Source organism: Nocardia cyriacigeorgica, from assembly GCF_005863245.1.
GTDB classification, from domain to species: domain Bacteria; phylum Actinomycetota; class Actinomycetes; order Mycobacteriales; family Mycobacteriaceae; genus Nocardia; species Nocardia cyriacigeorgica_C.
The window spans coordinates 670,659-686,650 of sequence record NZ_VBUT01000001.1 but is presented as its reverse complement, the minus strand read 5'-3'; the positions used below and the strand labels follow the sequence as shown (position 1 = coordinate 686,650).

The window sequence follows — 15,992 nt, the reverse complement described above, 5'->3', positions numbered from 1 at the left end:
GCCGGTTACGAGGACGCGCCGGGGGTCGCCCGGGCGTCGTGGGTGAGCGCGGCGATCGTGTCGATCCGCGCGACCGCATCGCGGACGATGCGGTCGATGAGTTCCTGGCAGGTGGGCAGGTCGTCGATGATGCCGGTGACCTGGCCCGCGGCGAGCACGCCTGCCTCGGTATTACCTTCTACCAGACCGGCTTTGAGCAGCATCGGGGTGTTGGCGGCCATGATCACCTGCGACCAGGTGAGGTCTTTGGCCTTGCGCATGGCGAGGCCGTCGCGGATCATCGTCGACCACTTCATGCCGGTCATGGACTTGAATTTCGCGGCGTTGGCGACGGCGGCGGTGAGGCCGCGCCAGTTGCCCGAATGTTCCAGGCGCTGCACCAGTTCGGTGTTGAGCACGCGGTGCGGCATGCCGTCGACCTTGAGGGAGACGACGGTGTCCTGCAGGTGCCGGTTCAGGTATTCCTGCTTCACCGCGTCGGGGACCTGGCTTTCCTGGGTCAGCAGGAAACGGGTGCCCATGGCGATGCCCGCGGCGCCGTAGGCGAGGGCGGCCGCCAGGCCACGGCCGTCGAAGAAACCACCCGCGGCGACCACCGGAATGTCGACGGCGTCGAGCACCGAGGGCAGCAGCAGGGTGGTGGCGACCGGTCCGGTGTGCCCACCGCCCTCACCGCCCTGCACGATCACCGCGTCGGCGCCCCAGGAGGCCACCTTCACCGCATGCTTGGCCGCACCGATGGACGGAATCACCACCACGCCGGCATCTTTGAGCTTGGCGATCAAATCCTGCTTGGGCGCCAGCGCGAACGACGCCACCGCCACCTTTTCCCGGATCAGCAGGTCGATGCGTTCACCGGCGTCGGAGGCGTCGGCGCGGATATTCACGCCGAACGGCTTCGAGGTATGCGATTTGGTCTTCGCGATCGCCGCCTCGAGCTCGTCGTAGGTCATGGTGGCCGAGGCCAGGATGCCGAGCCCGCCGGCTTCGGCGGTGGCCGCGACCAGTCGCGGCCCGGCCACCCAGCCCATGCCGGTCTGCACGATCGGATGCTCGATGCCGACCAGTTCGGTCAGCGGGGTCCGCAGCGTTGGACTCATGACGAGACCTCCTTCTCGCGAATCCCCTTCGGGTCGAGCACGGTACGAATGATCCGCAACTCTTCCTCGGTCGGCAGCCGGGTCTCGCCCGCCTCGCCCAGCTCCGCGATCTCGAACGAGGTGTTCTCGGCGACCTCATCTGCGGTGACGCCCGGATGCAGCGACAGCGCCCGCATGGTGTGGCCGGGCCCGCCGAAATCGAAGACGCCGAGGTTGCTCACCACGCGATGCAGGTGATGGAACCGGAACGCCGGATTGTCCGGATCGATCTTGTCGTAGCCGATGCCGGAGACGATGTCGACGTTCTCGCAGAACACCCGCTTGTTGTGCCGCGGCACGAAGTAGCTGGTGGCGTGGTTGATGGTGTTGCCGGGCGCGCCGCGCACACCGAACATCTGCCGGGTCGGCTGTTGCAGCGGGCCGAACGCCGACAGGTTCTGATTGCCGTACCGGTCCAGCTGATTGGCGCCCATCACGACGTGCCGACGCCCGGAGGCGACCACGTCGAAGACCCGGGAGAACGGAATCCAGCCCTCGATGGGCGCCTTGCCGCCGATCGCGGGAACCTCGGCGAACAGCAGCGCCTCACCGTCGGACAGCAGCAGATCCGGCTCGAACGTCAGCCGGGCCAGCCGGGCGCCGATGGTGGTGATGGTGGACATCGGGCTCGCCATGATCTCGCCCGCGCCACGGAAGATCTCGGCCGCGGCGACGACGCAGACCTCGGCCCGAGTGATGGTGGTCGTTTCGCTCATTTCTGCTCCTCGGCGAACGCGCGGACGGCGGCCTGGTATTCGTCCTCGGACACATCCAGGTAGCGCGCCTTGAACTCGGCCCACGATTCGGGCGTCTTGGCGGCCTCCACATAGTGGCGCTGGAACTTCTCGTCGCGGCCGTAGCTGCCGGAGAAGGTGAAGTGCGCGCCGCCGGGGGCTTCCACCACGCCGTCGACCATCATCCGGTTGAGGATGATCGACTGCTGCGGAACGGCTTTCACCAGTTCCCCGGTCTCCACCAGCCGGTCGACGGTGAGGTAGCGGCGCTCGGCCGACAGGCAGTACAGGTCATCGAAGTAGGGGTCGACGCCGGTGTAGGCGGCATTGCCGTGCTTGTCACCCAGATCCAGGTGCACGAACGCGGCATCCAGGTTCAGCGCGGGCATGGCGATCAGGGTCTCGGTCTTGCCGTCGGTCGGGTAGGGCGACCGCACCGTCTTCAGCTCGCCCTCCCAGAAATCCAGGACGGCCGAACCCAATCCGGCGCGGATCGGCAGGAACGGCAGCCGGGCCGCGGCGGCTTGCAGACCACACTTGACCATGCCCTCGTCCATCTCCCGCACGGTGATCGCGCCCTCGGTGCGGGCCTTGGCGAACCAGGGATCGTAGAACGGCGCCGAATCCAGCGAGACGAAACCGTAGTACGCCTTGCGCACCTTGCCCGCCGAGCACAGCAGGCCGAGATCCGGGCCGCCGTAGGTGACCACGGTCAGATCGGTGATATCGGACCGCAGCAGCGCCCGGACCAGGGCCATCGGCTTACGCCGTGAACCCCAGCCGCCCAGGCCGATGGTCATTCCGCTGCGCAGTTCGCCGACGACCTCGTCGAGCGTCATGTGCTTGTCGCGCATGGGTTTCTACTTCCCTTTCTTCTGTGCGGCCAGATCGTCGTCGAAACGCGCGCGGATCTCATCGGCCACACCGGCGAGGTTGAGCTCCATGGTGAAGCCCTGCTCGTAGCGGTAGGAGCGGTGCACGTCCTGGACGTCGATGCCGTTGAGGGCGCGTTTGGCGGCGCGGATCACCCGGCCGTCCTTGTTCGCGATGTTCTCGGCGACGTCCATCGCGGTGGCGTCGAGTTCGGCGCGCGGCACCACGTGCAGTACCGAGCCGTAGTGGTGCAGCTGCTGCGCGGTGAGGGTGCCCGCGGTGTAGAACATGGCCCGCATCAGATGCTGGGGGATCAGCCGGGCCAGGTGGGTGGCGGCGCCGAGGGCACCGCGGTCGACCTCGGGCAGGCCGAAGGTGGCGTCGTCGGAGGCGACGACGATATCGGAATTGCCGACCAGTCCGATGCCGCCGCCCAGGCAGAAGCCGTTGACCGCGGAGATCACCGGCACCTGACAGTCGTAGACGGCGGCGAAGGCCTCGAAGCAGCCGTGGTTGGCGCGGATCAGGGCGGTGTGGCCGGTGTCGGCGTTCATTTCCTTGATGTCGACGCCCGCGTTGAATCCGCGGCCCTCCGCGCGCAGCACCACCACCTTGGTCTCCGGATCGCGGCCTGCCTCGCGCAGTGCGTCGGCGAGAGCGAACCAGCCGTCCGAGGGTATGGCGTTGACCGGCGGATAGTCGACCGTGATGACGGTGATGCCGGTTGATTCGGTGTGACGGTTGATCCCCATCGCAGTTCCCATCGTGAGCGAACCTTGGCTAAGCAAGCAATTGCTTGGTAGGTTAGCACGGTGGCACTCGAAATCGATCTGTCCGGACGCGTCGTTCTGGTAACCGGCGGCGTCCGCGGTGTGGGCGCGGGCGTCAGCCGAGCCCTGCTCGCCGCGGGCGCGACCGTGCTGGCCTGCGCACGCCGCCCCGGCGACGCCCCGGTGGAGTACGAGGGACGGCAGGCCGAATTCCTGCCCTGCGATGTGCGCGACGGTGACGCGGTGCGTGAGCTGATCGACACCGTCGTCGCCCGGCACGGGCGCCTCGACCACCTGGTCAACAATGCGGGCGGCGCCCCCTACGCCCTGGCCGCCGACGCCAGCAAGAACTTCCACGCCAAGATCGTCGAGCTGAATCTGCTGGCGCCGCTGCTGGTTTCGCAGACGGCCAATGCGGTGATGCAGGCCCAGCCCGACGGCGGCTCGATCATCAATATCTCCAGTGTCAGCGCGCACCGCCCGTCACCGGGAACCGCCGCCTACGGTGCGGCCAAGGCCGGCGTCGACAGTCTCACCGGCTCGCTCGCGGTGGAATGGGCGCCGAAGGTCCGGGTGAACTCGGTGGTCGTCGGCCCGGTGGAAACCGAACTCAGCCTGCTGCACTACGGCGACGCCGACGGCATCGCCGCGGTCGGCGCGACCATCCCGCTGGGCCGGCTGGCCCGGCCCGAAGACGTCGGCCGCTGCGTGGCCTTCCTCGCCTCACCGCTGGCCGGCTACGTCAGCGGGGCGACGCTCGAGGTGCACGGCGGCGGCGAACGCCCGGCCTTCCTCGACGCGGCCACCGTCAACGCCGCCGCCCCGAACGGCGCGCCCAAGCCCTGACCGACCAGACCTGATCAGCGCCCGCACCGGCCTGATCGCCCACCCCGACCGCTGAGCAAGACGATAGGAACACGATGGAAACCGATGGGATCTGTGCCGGACGTACCGTGATCATCACCGGCGCCGGCCGCGGCATCGGCCGCGCGCACGCGCTGGCGTTCGCCGCGGCGGGCGCGAAGGTGGTCGTCAACGATCTGGGCGCCGCGCTCGACGGCGCCGACACCGGCGAGACTCCGGCCGAACAGGTCGTCGCCGAGATCCGCGCGCAGGGCGGCGAGGCCGTGGCCAATGGCGACGACGTCGCCGACTGGGAGGGCGCGCGCCGGCTCATCCGCCAGGCCGTCGACACCTTCGGCGGGCTGGACGTGCTGGTCAACAATGCCGGCTTCGTGCGCGACCGGATGCTGGTCAACCTGTCCGAAGAGGAATGGGACGCGGTGATCCGGGTCCACCTCAAGGGCCATTTCGCCACCATGCGTCACGCCATCGAGTACTGGCGCGGTGAGTCCAAGGCCGGGCGCCCGGTGGACGCGCGCATCATCAACACCAGCTCCGGCGCCGGCTTGCAGGGCAGCGTCGGCCAGGGCAACTACGGCGCCGCCAAGGCAGGCATCGCCGGCCTGACCCTCACCGCGTCGGCCGAGTTCGCCCGCTACGGCGTCACCGTCAACGCGATCGCACCCGCCGCCCGCACCCGGATGACGGAGACCGTCTTCGCCGAAGACATGGCCGCCCCCGAGGAGGGCTTCGACGCCATGGCGCCGGAGAACGTCTCGCCGCTGGTCGTCTGGCTGGGCAGCGCCGAATCCGCCGGCGTGACCGGCCGCATGTTCGAGGTCGAAGGCGGCAAGATCGCCGTCGCCGAGGGCTGGCGCCACGGCATCCCCGTCGACCGCGGCGCCCGCTGGGACCCGGCCGAGCTCGGCCCGGTGGTGGCGGACCTGCTCGCCAAGGCCAATACGCCGGAACCCGTCTACGGGGCGTAAGGGGCGTATCGGCCCCTCGGCAATCGACGGCGGCGCGAGTCGGGTGACTTGCGCCGCCGTCTCGTCTGTCCGGGGACTCCGGCGGAGGTGAGCGGCTGCTGCCCCGAAAACCGCGTGTTCGACAGGCGTCTCGTCGGGCCGCGACTTGAAAGCCTGCCCGCCGGAGGTTGTCGTGCGGGCCGCCGTGGGTCGACGCCCTGCGCGTCGGCGCTTGTCGTGCGGGCCTGTTGGCCTCGAGCTCGCGGCGAGGGCGCGGCTGCCCGGGCTGTGGTCGACTTCACTTCACCGCTGGATCGATTGCCGAGTGAGGTTTGCCAGCAAACCGACCGTCAGGTTGTTCACGCCTGCTCATGCGCCGCGGGCCGCAGACCTCGGCGGACGTGGTTTACGCCGTCCAGGCGATCCGAATGCCCGGTCGATCGCCGCCCCTGAGCGGGCGGTACGGCTGCGCGGCCGGAAGGCGACGGTTTACTATGGGCAACCGTTGTTGGAGTCCGGGTTGTGCGTGTGGCCGGGCGAGGATTTGCGCAGTCTCTATGAGGGGAAGGCCGTCGCATGGCCAGTGGTCGCTTCACCCGTGTGCTCGCGGTAGCGGGGGCCGTCGGCTGCCTCGGACTACTCGGGCCGGTAGCGGCCGAGGCCCAGCCGGACAATGGTTCCGGTCAGGGCGGAAACAGCGCCCCGAATCCGGGCAATGGCGGGCCGATCCCGCCGATCGTCGGCGGCCTGCTGCCCAACTCGGGAAGCGGTGGCGCTGGAAACGCCGGCAATGGCCCGGACGCGGGCGCGGGGGCGAATCAAGGCAACGGAGCAAACCCCGGACATGATGCGGGGCCAAGTCATGGTGCGGGGCCGAACGGTTCGCCCGGCGCGAACGCGACGAACTCCACCTCCCCGGTCGATGAATCCGGCGAGTGGCAGCCGCTGACCATCCCCGGCCGCCCCACCCCCGCCGATGCGGGCCTCGAACCCACCGACGTCGCCGGCCCCGGAACCGGTTCGGCCGGAGCCGGTTCGGCCGCGGCGGGCTCCGCTGCCGCAGGCTCGGCCGGACTCGGCGCGGTGCTCGGCGGTGGATCCTCCGCTCTCGGCGTGATTCTCAGTACCGGCTCCGCCGGACTCGGCGCTGCCCTCGGCACCGGTTCTGCGGCCGTCGGCTCGGCCGGGGTCGGGGCCCTCGGAACCGGCTCTGCGGCAGTGGGTTCGGCGGGTGTCGGTGCTCTCGGCACCGGCTCGGCCGCTCTCGGTACCGGTTCGGCAGCGGTGGGTTCGGCGGGCGTGGGCGCGCTCGCCACCGGTTCCGCCGCTCTCGGTACGGGTTCGGCAGCGGTGGGTTCGGCTGGTGCCGGAGTGCTCGGCACCGGTTCGGCAGCCGTTGGCTCGGCCGCCCTCGGCGCGGCCGGACTCGGTTCCGCGGCAACGGGTTCGGCTGCGGTCGGCTCGGCAGCCGTGGGTTCGGCCGCGGTCGGGTCCGCGTCCCCGCTGCTGTTATTGCTGCTTCCCATTCCGCCCGTGCCGCCGGCGCCCGCGCTGCCGCCGCTGGCCATCCCGCCGGTGCCCGCGCCGCCGGCGATCGCACCACCCGCCATCGCGCCGGTCGTTCCCGGCGTCCCGGCTCTCCCCGTGGTCGCGCCGCCCGCACCCGCCGCTGCTCCGGCGCCACCCGCGCCGCCCGCCGCGGCCCCCGCTCCCGCCGCGCCGCCCGCACTGGCCGCGCCCGCGGATCCCGATGTGCGCACCACCAGCGCCGAGGACGGGCTGCCCGAACCGAAGATGCTGACGGTGATCGGCGGCCTGATCGCCTTGACCCTCGCCGGCGCCGGGTCGGGTGCGGTGAGCTTCCAGAGTGCCTCGGCGGCACAGGCACGCATCGATGCCGCGCGCGCCGAATTCTTCGGAACGGGTCGGTGATCGGTGATGACACAGAGTAAGGCGCAGAGCGGTTCGCGGTCCTACCGACGGGTGGCCGCGGCCGTGGACGCGGTCTGCGCGGTCGCCGCCGATTTCGACGCCACCACCCTCGACGAGGTGGTGCTCGCCATCGCCGCCGAACGCAAACGGATGATCGAGATCGCCGACGCCGACCTCGGCCCCGGCGTCTGCGGTCAGCGCCGCTTCTATCCGGACAAGGACGTGATCGTGCTGGCCACCGCGCTGCCCAGCCGCGAGCACACTCTCGCCCACGAACTCGGGCACATCGTGTTCGACCACGAGGGTGCGCCCGCGCCGGAGGTGACGCTCGAGGCCAGCGACGATCTGATCGCCTACATGCTGAGTCAGCGCGCCCACCAGCAGATCGTCGACGACGGCGAGGACGAGCAGGCCGAATGGGAGGCCGAGACCTTCGCCGCGATGCTGATGACGCGGCTGCGCGTATTCAACAACCGGGGCGCGGGCGTCTCGGTCCTTCGATTCGATGAGGCTCTCGGATGACCTTCTGGTTGACGGCCATGCTGGTCTGGGTGGCAGCCGGTGCGCGGGTGGGGCGGGTGCTGGTCAAGCCGGCGACCACCGCCCGGGTGGCCATCGTGATCGCGGTCGCCGCGGTCGCGCTCGCCGCCACGGTCGCGATTCCCGACGTCGGGCTCGCGGTCGACAACCTGCTACCGGAGGGCCTGCGCTCGGGCATGCTGTCCGACGGTGTCGTCGTCGCGGCCTGGCTGCTGTTCACCACGGCCACCTCGGTGGTCGCCTCGGCGGCCTGGCCGGTGGTGTCGCGGCGCAACCTGCGCCAGATCGCGTTGGCGATCTACGCGGTCGGTGCGGCCGCGGCCGCGGCGACCCTGGCCTGGACGCATGTGTTCGGCTGGGTGATCGTCGCGCTCGGCGGGCTTTTCATCGTCGTCACCGGCCTGCGCAATCTGGACTGGACCGCGCTCGGTCGCGGTATCGCGATCTACACCGCGGGCACCGCGCTGGTGGCCGTGCTCGCGGTGCTCGAGATCCGGCGTGCCGCCATCGATGCCTCGCGCGCGAAACCCGGTGCGGCGGACTGGGGTTGGCCGGCCTGGCAGATCGCGAGCCTGTTGATCGCGTTCGGCGCGGTGTGGATCGTCATCGAGTTGTGGGTGCGGGCGCGGCTGTTGCTGCGGCGTATCGAGCTGCTGCACCGGGTGCTGGTGAAACGTTTCCCCGAGGTGGTGGCCCACGAACAGGGCGGCACCTCCACGCAGTTGAAGGCTTCCGACCGGGTGGCGCAGATCATGGACGCGCTCTATCTCCAGTCGGGCGGTGGTGTGCAGATCGTGTCGGCCGGTGATCCGCCGGACTCGGTGACCCAGCGCGCCGACCGGGTGGCCCGGTGGGCGCGTAATCCGCTCGGCGATGTGGTGGTCGATGCTCGCTGGATCGCACCGCCCGAGGGTGTGAGCCCGCGTGGCTGGGTCAGTGCGATCGCACAGGCCTTCGACACCACCGCGCGCGAGCAGCAGAAGAAGCCGGCCGCCGCCCAGCCGCGGCCCTGATCCGGCGGACCCTTCGGCCCGACCGCTGGCCCGGCGCGGCTCACGCTCCGGGACAGCGGTTTTCGGCCATGTGCCAACGGGTGCTCGCTACGTGGTGGCACCGATCGCATAACACAACACAGTGCGACCCGGCGGGCCGCACTGTGTTGTGGTGTGTGAGAGCCTATTCGGTCCCGTCCGGAGGAACTTCGGGCAGACCTTCGCTTGCCCGGAGCTTCTCCGCCATGGACGTGAGCAGATTCTGCGATTCTTCGGACAGGTCGAACGCCCGGCTGGACAGTCGGCGCAGCCCGTACCCCTGCAACTGAGACAGCAGTTCCAGATCGTGGTCGATCTTGGCGGCGTAGATGTCGTTGAAGAAGTAGTCCGGCTTGACCTTGAAGAACTTCGCCAACGCGGCCACCGTCTCGTCCGACGGATTGGTCCGCTGACCGGACCGCAACTGCGACAGGTACGGTTTGGAGATCGGATGTCCTGAAGCCGTCAGCGCGGCTGCGACCTCCGCGTTGGTGTGCGGCTTACGCCCCGGGGGATGCACGGTTTCGAACAGCTTGTTCAGCCGCGCCGCGAAATCAGCCATTGTGAGCCGCCCAATTCCCTTCGCTGTACTAACAGTCGTTATCTCGGATACGTATCATTGATATTAGCGGCTCAGTAACTGAAAACCTACGCCTGATTCCGAATTTCCTTGAAGCTTCCAGGTCGGTATCCAGTGCAGAGGCTCCGAGCGTGGCGTTTGCGGGTTCCACCAACGGCTCTTGTGGAGCCGTCCGGCCAGCAAGTTCTAGCCCGTCGCGGGGGTCTTGCCCGCCGGACCGGCGGTAGCCGCAAGTTAGCTGACATCTCATCTAGTCCTCTGTACCGGACTTTGTGTGGCGTACGACACGTTTTGCCGCCTCCGAGATGAACGTTCAAGTTACACCGGGGAATTGGTTGAAAGCCTTACAACCGCTCGATGATCGTGCCTGTCGCTAGTGCGCCACCGGCACACATGAGCACCATTGCGATGCTCTTGTCGGAGCGCTCCAGCTCGTGCAAAGCCGTTGTGATGAGGCGGGATCCGGTGGACCCGACCGGATGGCCGAGCGCGATCGCGCCACCGTTGACGTTCACCTTGTCCATATCCGGCTTGTGCACCGAGGCCCACGACAGCGGCACCGAGGCGAAGGCCTCATTGATCTCGAACAGATCGATATCGCCGATGCTCATACCCGAGCGCTCCAGCAGGCGGGTGGTGGCCTGCACCGGCCCGTCGAGGTGGAACTCCGGCTCCGAGCCGACCAGGCACTGGGTGACGATCCGCGCCCGCGGGGTCAAACCTTCACGGCGCGCGGCCTTTTCGTCCATCAGCAGCACGGCGGCGGCGCCATCGGAGATCTGCGAGGAGGTGCCGGCGGTATGGATGCCGCCCTCGAGCACCGGCTTCAGTCCGGCCAGGCTTTCCGCGGTGGTCTCGCGCAGGCCCTGGTCCCGGCTGACCTCCATCTTCTCGCCGGTGAGGTTGCCTTCCTTATCGGCGACCGGCGCGGTCACGGTGAGCACCTCGCGGTCGAAGCGGCCCTCGGCCCAGGCCTGGGCGGCCAGGCGCTGCGAGCGCACGCCGAGCGCGTCGACGTCTTCGCGGGTGATGCCGCGCCGCTTGGCGATTCGCTCGGCGGCCTCGAACTGGTTGGGCATATCGATACTCCACGACGCCGGCCTGCGCGGGCCCGCGTGCTCACCGACGTTGGCGCCGAGCGGAACCCGGCTCATCGCCTCCACGCCGCAGGCCATGCCGATCTCGATGGCATCGGTGGCGATGAGTCCGGCGATCAGGTGGTTGGCCTGCTGGGCCGAACCGCACTGGGCGTCGATGGTGGTGCAGCCGACCTGCCAGGGCAGTCCGGCGTGCAGCCAGCCGACCCGGGTGACGTTGTTGGACTGCTCGCCGGCCTGGGTGACGCAGCCACCGATGACCTGCTCCACGAGGGCGGGGTCGAGATGGGCGCGCTCGAGCAGGCCGCGCTGGGCGAGGCCGATGAGCTCGGCCGCGTGCAGGCCGGACAGCCAGCCGCGGCGCTTGCCGATGGGGGTGCGGGCGGCTTCGACGATGACGGGTGTACCCATCTGCAACCTTTCCTCGAGGACAGAACTGAAACGTGTTCTTGACACTTGTCACCGGCGGATCTGTCCGGTTTCTTTCCTAGTTTTCCCGCCTGTGCTTCAATAATTGTAGAACGTGTTCCAGTGTTGTCGATGGATGCACCTGGTGCTCGGCTCGGCTTGGTTGTGCACTCTCTTAAGGAGGCCGCTGGTGGTAGCCCCTCGAACGGTCCGGCCCGATCTGCCGGACGGATTCGACGTCACCGATCCCGAAATCTATGCCCACCGCATCCCGGTCGAGGAATTCGCCGAGCTGCGCCGGGCCGCACCGATCTGGTGGAATCCGCAGCCGCCGGAAGTGGGCGGTTTCCACGACGACGGATTCTGGGTCGTCAGCAAGCACGCCGATGTCAAGGAGGTCTCGCGGCGCAGCGACGTGTTCTCCACCTACGAGAACACCGCGATCCCGCGATTCAACGACGACATCACCCGGGAACAGATCGAGCTGCAACGATTCGTCCTGATCAACAAGGACGCCCCCGAGCACACCAAACTGCGCAAGATCATTTCTCGTGGCTTCACCCCGCGTGCGATCAACAGCCTGCGCGCCGAGCTGTCGGCCCGCGCGGAGGGGATCGTGAAGGCGGCCGCCGAGGCCGGATCTGGCGACTTCGTCACCCAGATCGCGTGCGAGCTGCCGTTGCAGGCCATCGCCGAGCTGATCGGTGTTCCGCAGGAAGACCGGATGAAGGTCTTCCGCTGGTCGAACGAGATGACCGGGTACGACGACCCCGACAACGACGCCGATCCGGTGGTGGCGTCCGCGGAAATTCTCGGCTACGCCTACCAGATGGCCGCCGATCGCAAGAAATGTCCGGCCGACGACATCGTGACCACATTGATCGAGGCCGATATCGACGGCGACAAGCTCTCGGAAGAGGAATTCGGCTTCTTCGTCATCATGCTGGCGGTGGCGGGTAACGAGACCACCCGCAATGCCATCACCCAAGGCATGATGGCGTTCCTCGATCACCCCGATCAGTGGGAGCTGTTCAAAAAGGAGCGCCCGGCCACGGCCGCCGACGAGATCATCCGCTGGGCCACCCCGGTGACGTCGTTCCAGCGCACCGCGCTCGAGGATGTGGAGCTCGGCGGCGTGCAGATCAAAAAGGGGCAGCGGGTGGTCATGCTGTACCGCTCGGCCAACTTCGACGAGGACGTCTTCGAGAATCCGGAGAAGTTCGACATCATGCGCGAGGACAATCAGCATCTGTCCTTCGGCGGCACCGGCGCGCATTTCTGTATCGGTGCGAACCTGGCCCGGCTCGAGGTCGATCTGATTTTCAATGCGATCGCCGATCATCTGCCCGATATCAGCAAGCTCGGTGACGCCAAGCGGCTGCGTTCGGGCTGGCTCAACGGCATCAAGGAATTCCCGGTCGACTACAAGACCTGCCCGGTCACCGGCCAGACCGGCAGCTGAACACGGCCACACACGACGATGCCCCCTCGAACGGATCGAGGGGGCATCGTCGTTGTCGGTGCTTCAGGCCGGTCGCGCCGTCTTCATGGCCCGATCGACCTCCCAGTACGCGCGCAAGGCGGCGATCTTGCCCGCCTCGTCCACGCGATAGGTGAACACGCCCTCGGCATCGATCACATGCCCGCCGAGGGTGCTGCGAATGAGGCCGGTGAACGCGACCTCCGAACCGCAGGCGAACGAGTCGCCGAACAGGAACTCGATCGATTCGGTGGCCGCGATCGCCTTGTCCCAGAAGGCCGAGATGGCATCGCGACCGCGGTGGCCGCGGCCCTCCGGATCGAAACCGGACGGCCCGATCGGATCCTCGACGATGCCGTCCTCGGCGAACAGCTCCAGCCAGGCGTTCTTGTCGCGCGCTCGCACCGCCGCCTGGGAGGCCAGGCCGGCGGCGCGCGCCGGGTGATCGGTGATGGGGGAGGACTCGACGGTCATGGTTGTCCTTCCGGCTCAGACGATCGGATCGTCGATATTGGCCGCGGCGAACTTGCGCAGCGACTCCTGCTTGGCCGACAGCTCACCGTCGAAGCCGATGCCGTCCATCAGCCACGGCACCACGATCGCATCGGTGACGCCCGCATCGGCCAGATCCTGATAGCCCGAGCGACCGAACTTGTCGATGCACACCGCCTGGATTTCGAAGGGCTCCTCGGCCCGGCCGTATTCGGCGCGCAGCTGTCCCAGCGTCTCGATGGTCTCGCACAGCTGGTCGAACTTCATCATGGCCGAGGTCCAGCCGTCACCGACCCGCGCCGCCCGGCGCAGCGCGGCGTCGGTGTGGCCGCCGATATAGAACGGCACCGGTTCGCTCGGAGCCGGACTCATCTGCAACGGGTCGAAGTCGAAGAACTCGCCGTGGTACTCGACCATCCCGCCGCCGAGTACCAGCTTGATGACCTCGATCATCTCGTCCACCCTGGCGCCGCGCCGCTGGAACGGCACCCCGCACCATTCGAATTCCTCCGGCGCCCAGCCGATTCCGACACCGAAGCCGAAGCGGTTACCGGACATGTTCGCCACCGAGCCGACCTGGCGGGCCAGCAGCAGCGGATTGCGGGAACCGAGCTTGAGCACATTGGTGTAGAAGCGGATGCGGCTGGTCACCGCGGCCATGGCGGTGGCCCCGATCAGCGGATCCACCCACGGGGTCTCCGGGCCCCAGAAGCGGCTGCCGTCCGGGGTGTAGGGGTATTTCGCCTCGGCCGTTTTCATGTAGAACAGCGAATCGGGCAGGGCGATGGAGGAGAACCCGCATTCCTCCGCGGTCTTGGCCAGCTCGGTGAGTTGATCGAGCGGGCTCAGCGCGATGCCGAGGGTGAACTTCATGCCGGACGCTCCGAGCCGACCACCCACATCGAGAAGTACTGCGAGCCACCGCCGTAGGCGTGACCGAGCGCCTTGCGCGCATTCTCGACCTGGTAGGCGCCGGCCCGGCCCATCACCTGCTTGGCGGCCTCGGCGAAGCGGATCATGCCGGAGGCGCCGATCGGGTTGGAGGAGAGCACGCCGCCGGACGGATTGACCGGCAGCATGCCGCCGATCTCGGTTTCGCCCTTATCGGTGAGTTTCCAGCCGTCACCCGGCGCGGCGAAACCGAGGTTTTCCAGCCACATCGGCTCGAACCAGGAGAACGGGACATAGATCTCGGCGGCGTCGATCTCGCGGAGCGGATCGGTGATGCCCGCCTGCTTCCACAACGCGGCGGCCGCATCGCGCCCGGCCTGCGGATTCACCTGGTCGCGCCCGGCATAGGTGGTGGGCTCGGTGCGCATCGCGGTCGCGTGCACCCACGCCACCTTCTTGCCCGCCGCTTCCACCGCGGCGGCGGACTTCTCCCCACCGATGACCACCGCGCAGGCGCCGTCAGAGGAGGGGCAGGTCTCGTCGAAGCGGATCGGATCCCACAGCATCTGCGAGGCCAGCACCGACTCCATGGTGATATCGGGCTGCTTCAGATGCGCGTAAGGATTCTTGGCGCCATTGCGCCGGTCCTTGGCCGCCACCATCGCGCCGATGTGCCCGGGGGCATTGGAGCGGCGGATGTAGGAACGCACGTGCGGGGCGAAGTAGCCGCCCGCGCCGGCGCCGACCGGCATGGTGAACGGCACCGGAATCGACAACGCCCACATGGCATTCGACTCCGACTGCTTCTCCCACGCCACCGCGAGCACCCGCTCGTGCACGCCGGCCTGCACCAGGTTGGCCGCGACGACGCCGGTCGAGCCGCCCACCGAACCGGCGGTGTGCACGCGCAGCAGCGGCTTGCCGGGTGCGCCGAGCGCGTCGGCCATGTAGAGCTCGGGCATCATGACGCCCTCGAACAGGTCCGGCGCCTTGCCGATCACGATGGCGTCGATATCGGCCATGGTGAGGTCGGAATCTGCCAGCGCGCGGTCGATGGCTTCGCGGACCATGCCGGCCATCGACACATCGCTGCGTTTCGTCACATGATGCGTTTGTCCGGTGCCGAGCACCGCAGCCGGGAAACTCATCGGCCAGCCTCCGAATCCAGAACGGTCACAAGGTTTTGTTGCAGCGCGGGCCCGCTGGTGGCGTGGGCGAGGGCACGATCGGCGGTGCCCGCCATGATTTCGCGCGCCGCGAAGCCGATGCGCTCGAGTCCGGCCGCGAACATCGGATTACCGGCCAGCGCGCCGCCGGAGGGATTGATCCTGGTGCGCTTGTCCAGGCCGATCGCCTCGGCGAGGATCAATTCCTGATGGCTGAACGGAGCGTGCAGCTCGGCGATATCGAAACCGCTGGTGTCGCCGCCGGTCACCGCCTCGGCGGCGGCCTGCGTCGACGGCGAGACGGTCAGATCACGCCCGCCCAGCACCGACGAGTCGATCCGATGCGCCATGCCGGTGATCCAGGCCGGGCGCTCGCACAGTTCGCGGGCCCGGTCGCCCACCGCGAGCACGATGGCCGCGGCCCCGTCGGTGATGGGGGCGCAATCGTGTTCACGCAGCGGGTCGGCGACATACGGCGCCGCCAGCAGGTCGTCGATGGAAGTCCCGTCGGCGCGATGCGCCTGCGAAACGGCGGCCATATCGCGTTCGCTCCAGCGACCGGCGTCCAGACCGGCCCTGGCCTGCAAGCCCGCGATGGACAGCGAATCCGGCCACAGCGGCGTCACCAGATACGGATCCAGCTGCATCGACAGAACCTGACGCAGGGTGCCGGCGGAGGACTTGCCGAAGCCGTACACCAGCGCGGTGCGGGCCTGACCGGACCGCAGTTTCACCCACGCCTCGTAGAGGGCCCAGGCCGCGTCCATCTCGACATGCGATTCGTTGATCGGCGGCACCGCGCCGATCGAGTCGACCGCAGAGATGAACGAGAAGGCCCGTCCGGCAAGGTAATCGGAGGAACCCGAGCACCAGAAGTCGATATCGGACTTGGTGATGCCGAGCTGGTCGTAGAGCTGCTGGAAACACGGTTGCAGCATCTCCACGCCATTGGTGGTGCCGAAGGTCTCCCGCACATGGGGTGCGTGCGCGAAGCCGACGACGGCGATGTCGGTGGCGTTATCGGTCGAACGCTCGGTGATGGTCACTC

16 protein-coding genes are annotated in these 15,992 nt (G+C 68.3%); 6 read left to right on the top strand and 10 right to left on the bottom strand.

Features of this window, described 5'->3' with window-relative positions:
* Positions 1–5 precede the first annotated feature (5 nt).
* The 4 genes from FEK34_RS03060 to FEK34_RS03045 are packed head-to-tail and all read right to left on the bottom strand — an operon-like array spanning position 6 to position 3,498.
* Positions 6–1,100, bottom strand: a complete 1,095-nt coding sequence (locus FEK34_RS03060) for an NAD(P)H-dependent flavin oxidoreductase (RefSeq protein ID WP_138446286.1) — start codon at positions 1,098–1,100, stop codon at positions 6–8.
* Positions 1,097–1,855, bottom strand: coding sequence for a CoA-transferase subunit beta (locus tag FEK34_RS03055; protein ID WP_138446285.1), 759 nt, complete (start codon positions 1,853–1,855; stop codon positions 1,097–1,099). The genes FEK34_RS03060 and FEK34_RS03055 overlap by 4 nt, the downstream gene beginning before the upstream one ends.
* Entirely contained in the window at positions 1,852–2,727 is an 876-nt protein-coding gene (locus FEK34_RS03050; protein ID WP_138446284.1) for a CoA transferase subunit A, read from the bottom strand. The genes FEK34_RS03055 and FEK34_RS03050 overlap by 4 nt, the downstream gene beginning before the upstream one ends.
* A gap of 6 nt (positions 2,728–2,733) precedes the next feature.
* The gene (locus FEK34_RS03045) at positions 2,734–3,498 is read right to left on the bottom strand and encodes an enoyl-CoA hydratase family protein (protein WP_138446391.1); all 765 of its coding nucleotides are present in this window, start codon (positions 3,496–3,498) and stop codon (positions 2,734–2,736) included.
* A gap of 60 nt (positions 3,499–3,558) precedes the next feature.
* Between FEK34_RS03045 and FEK34_RS03040 the strand changes: the two genes are divergently transcribed.
* The 5 genes from FEK34_RS03040 (at position 3,559) to FEK34_RS03020 (ending at position 8,812) form a co-directional block, all read left to right on the top strand.
* Positions 3,559–4,362 (top strand): SDR family oxidoreductase, encoded by an 804-nt coding sequence (locus tag FEK34_RS03040; protein WP_138446283.1) that lies wholly within the window; start codon positions 3,559–3,561, stop codon positions 4,360–4,362.
* Between the two features lie 74 nt (positions 4,363–4,436).
* Positions 4,437–5,348 carry an SDR family oxidoreductase gene (locus tag FEK34_RS03035; RefSeq protein WP_138446282.1) on the top strand — a complete coding sequence of 304 codons (912 nt, stop codon included), beginning with the start codon at positions 4,437–4,439 and terminating at the stop codon, positions 5,346–5,348.
* A gap of 555 nt (positions 5,349–5,903) precedes the next feature.
* Positions 5,904–7,259, top strand: a complete 1,356-nt coding sequence (locus FEK34_RS03030; protein WP_138446281.1) for a hypothetical protein — start codon at positions 5,904–5,906, stop codon at positions 7,257–7,259.
* Positions 7,260–7,265: 6 nt separating this feature from the next.
* On the top strand, positions 7,266–7,781 hold the full coding sequence (locus FEK34_RS03025; protein WP_036532694.1) for an ImmA/IrrE family metallo-endopeptidase: 516 nt from the start codon (positions 7,266–7,268) through the stop codon (positions 7,779–7,781).
* Complete coding sequence (locus FEK34_RS03020) at positions 7,778–8,812, top strand: hypothetical protein (RefSeq protein WP_138446280.1); 1,035 nt, start codon at positions 7,778–7,780, stop codon at positions 8,810–8,812. The genes FEK34_RS03025 and FEK34_RS03020 overlap by 4 nt, the downstream gene beginning before the upstream one ends.
* Before the next feature lie 163 nt (positions 8,813–8,975).
* Here the strand turns inward: FEK34_RS03020 and FEK34_RS03015 are convergent, their stop codons facing one another.
* Positions 8,976–9,392 carry a helix-turn-helix domain-containing protein gene (locus FEK34_RS03015; RefSeq protein WP_014348820.1) on the bottom strand — a complete coding sequence of 139 codons (417 nt, stop codon included), beginning with the start codon at positions 9,390–9,392 and terminating at the stop codon, positions 8,976–8,978.
* Between the two features lie 362 nt (positions 9,393–9,754).
* Positions 9,755–10,918, bottom strand: coding sequence for a steroid 3-ketoacyl-CoA thiolase (locus FEK34_RS03010; RefSeq protein ID WP_138446279.1), 1,164 nt, complete (start codon positions 10,916–10,918; stop codon positions 9,755–9,757).
* Between the two features lie 187 nt (positions 10,919–11,105).
* Between FEK34_RS03010 and FEK34_RS03005 the strand changes: the two genes are divergently transcribed.
* Entirely contained in the window at positions 11,106–12,377 is a 1,272-nt protein-coding gene (locus FEK34_RS03005) for a cytochrome P450 (protein WP_138446278.1), read from the top strand.
* 63 nt (positions 12,378–12,440) lie between these two features.
* On the opposite strand, the gene FEK34_RS03000 is transcribed toward FEK34_RS03005, so the two are convergent.
* Genes FEK34_RS03000 through FEK34_RS02985 form a run of 4 tightly spaced genes read right to left on the bottom strand, consistent with a single transcriptional unit; the run spans position 12,441 to position 15,990 of the window.
* Positions 12,441–12,869: a nuclear transport factor 2 family protein gene (locus tag FEK34_RS03000; RefSeq protein ID WP_138446277.1), complete on the bottom strand. Its 429-nt coding sequence runs from the start codon at positions 12,867–12,869 to the stop codon at positions 12,441–12,443.
* A 15-nt stretch (positions 12,870–12,884) separates the two neighbouring features.
* Positions 12,885–13,760, bottom strand: coding sequence for a TIGR03619 family F420-dependent LLM class oxidoreductase (locus FEK34_RS02995; RefSeq protein ID WP_138446276.1), 876 nt, complete (start codon positions 13,758–13,760; stop codon positions 12,885–12,887).
* Positions 13,757–14,926 carry a thiolase domain-containing protein gene (locus tag FEK34_RS02990; RefSeq protein ID WP_138446275.1) on the bottom strand — a complete coding sequence of 390 codons (1,170 nt, stop codon included), beginning with the start codon at positions 14,924–14,926 and terminating at the stop codon, positions 13,757–13,759. The genes FEK34_RS02995 and FEK34_RS02990 overlap by 4 nt, the downstream gene beginning before the upstream one ends.
* On the bottom strand, positions 14,923–15,990 hold the full coding sequence (locus FEK34_RS02985) for a thiolase domain-containing protein (RefSeq protein WP_171048009.1): 1,068 nt from the start codon (positions 15,988–15,990) through the stop codon (positions 14,923–14,925). Before FEK34_RS02985 ends, FEK34_RS02990 begins: the two co-directional genes overlap by 4 nt.
* Positions 15,991–15,992 lie beyond the last annotated feature (2 nt).

What these genes read in the sequence shown, in the direction of transcription:
- FEK34_RS02995 (WP_138446276.1), bottom strand. Translation starts at nt 13,760, where the DNA reads ATGAAGTTCACCCTCGGCATCGCGCTGAGCCCGCTCGATCAACTCACC.
- FEK34_RS03000 (WP_138446277.1), bottom strand. Translation starts at nt 12,869, where the DNA reads ATGACCGTCGAGTCCTCCCCCATCACCGATCACCCGGCGCGCGCCGCC.
- FEK34_RS03015 (WP_014348820.1), bottom strand. Translation starts at nt 9,392, where the DNA reads ATGGCTGATTTCGCGGCGCGGCTGAACAAGCTGTTCGAAACCGTGCAT.
- FEK34_RS02990 (WP_138446275.1), bottom strand. Translation starts at nt 14,926, where the DNA reads ATGAGTTTCCCGGCTGCGGTGCTCGGCACCGGACAAACGCATCATGTG.
- FEK34_RS03030 (WP_138446281.1), top strand. Translation starts at nt 5,904, where the DNA reads ATGGCCAGTGGTCGCTTCACCCGTGTGCTCGCGGTAGCGGGGGCCGTC.
- FEK34_RS03035 (WP_138446282.1), top strand. Translation starts at nt 4,437, where the DNA reads ATGGAAACCGATGGGATCTGTGCCGGACGTACCGTGATCATCACCGGC.
- FEK34_RS03025 (WP_036532694.1), top strand. Translation starts at nt 7,266, where the DNA reads ATGACACAGAGTAAGGCGCAGAGCGGTTCGCGGTCCTACCGACGGGTG.
- FEK34_RS03055 (WP_138446285.1), bottom strand. Translation starts at nt 1,855, where the DNA reads ATGAGCGAAACGACCACCATCACTCGGGCCGAGGTCTGCGTCGTCGCC.
- FEK34_RS03045 (WP_138446391.1), bottom strand. Translation starts at nt 3,498, where the DNA reads ATGGGGATCAACCGTCACACCGAATCAACCGGCATCACCGTCATCACG.
- FEK34_RS03010 (WP_138446279.1), bottom strand. Translation starts at nt 10,918, where the DNA reads ATGGGTACACCCGTCATCGTCGAAGCCGCCCGCACCCCCATCGGCAAG.
- FEK34_RS03050 (WP_138446284.1), bottom strand. Translation starts at nt 2,727, where the DNA reads ATGCGCGACAAGCACATGACGCTCGACGAGGTCGTCGGCGAACTGCGC.
- FEK34_RS03060 (WP_138446286.1), bottom strand. Translation starts at nt 1,100, where the DNA reads ATGAGTCCAACGCTGCGGACCCCGCTGACCGAACTGGTCGGCATCGAG.
- FEK34_RS03020 (WP_138446280.1), top strand. Translation starts at nt 7,778, where the DNA reads ATGACCTTCTGGTTGACGGCCATGCTGGTCTGGGTGGCAGCCGGTGCG.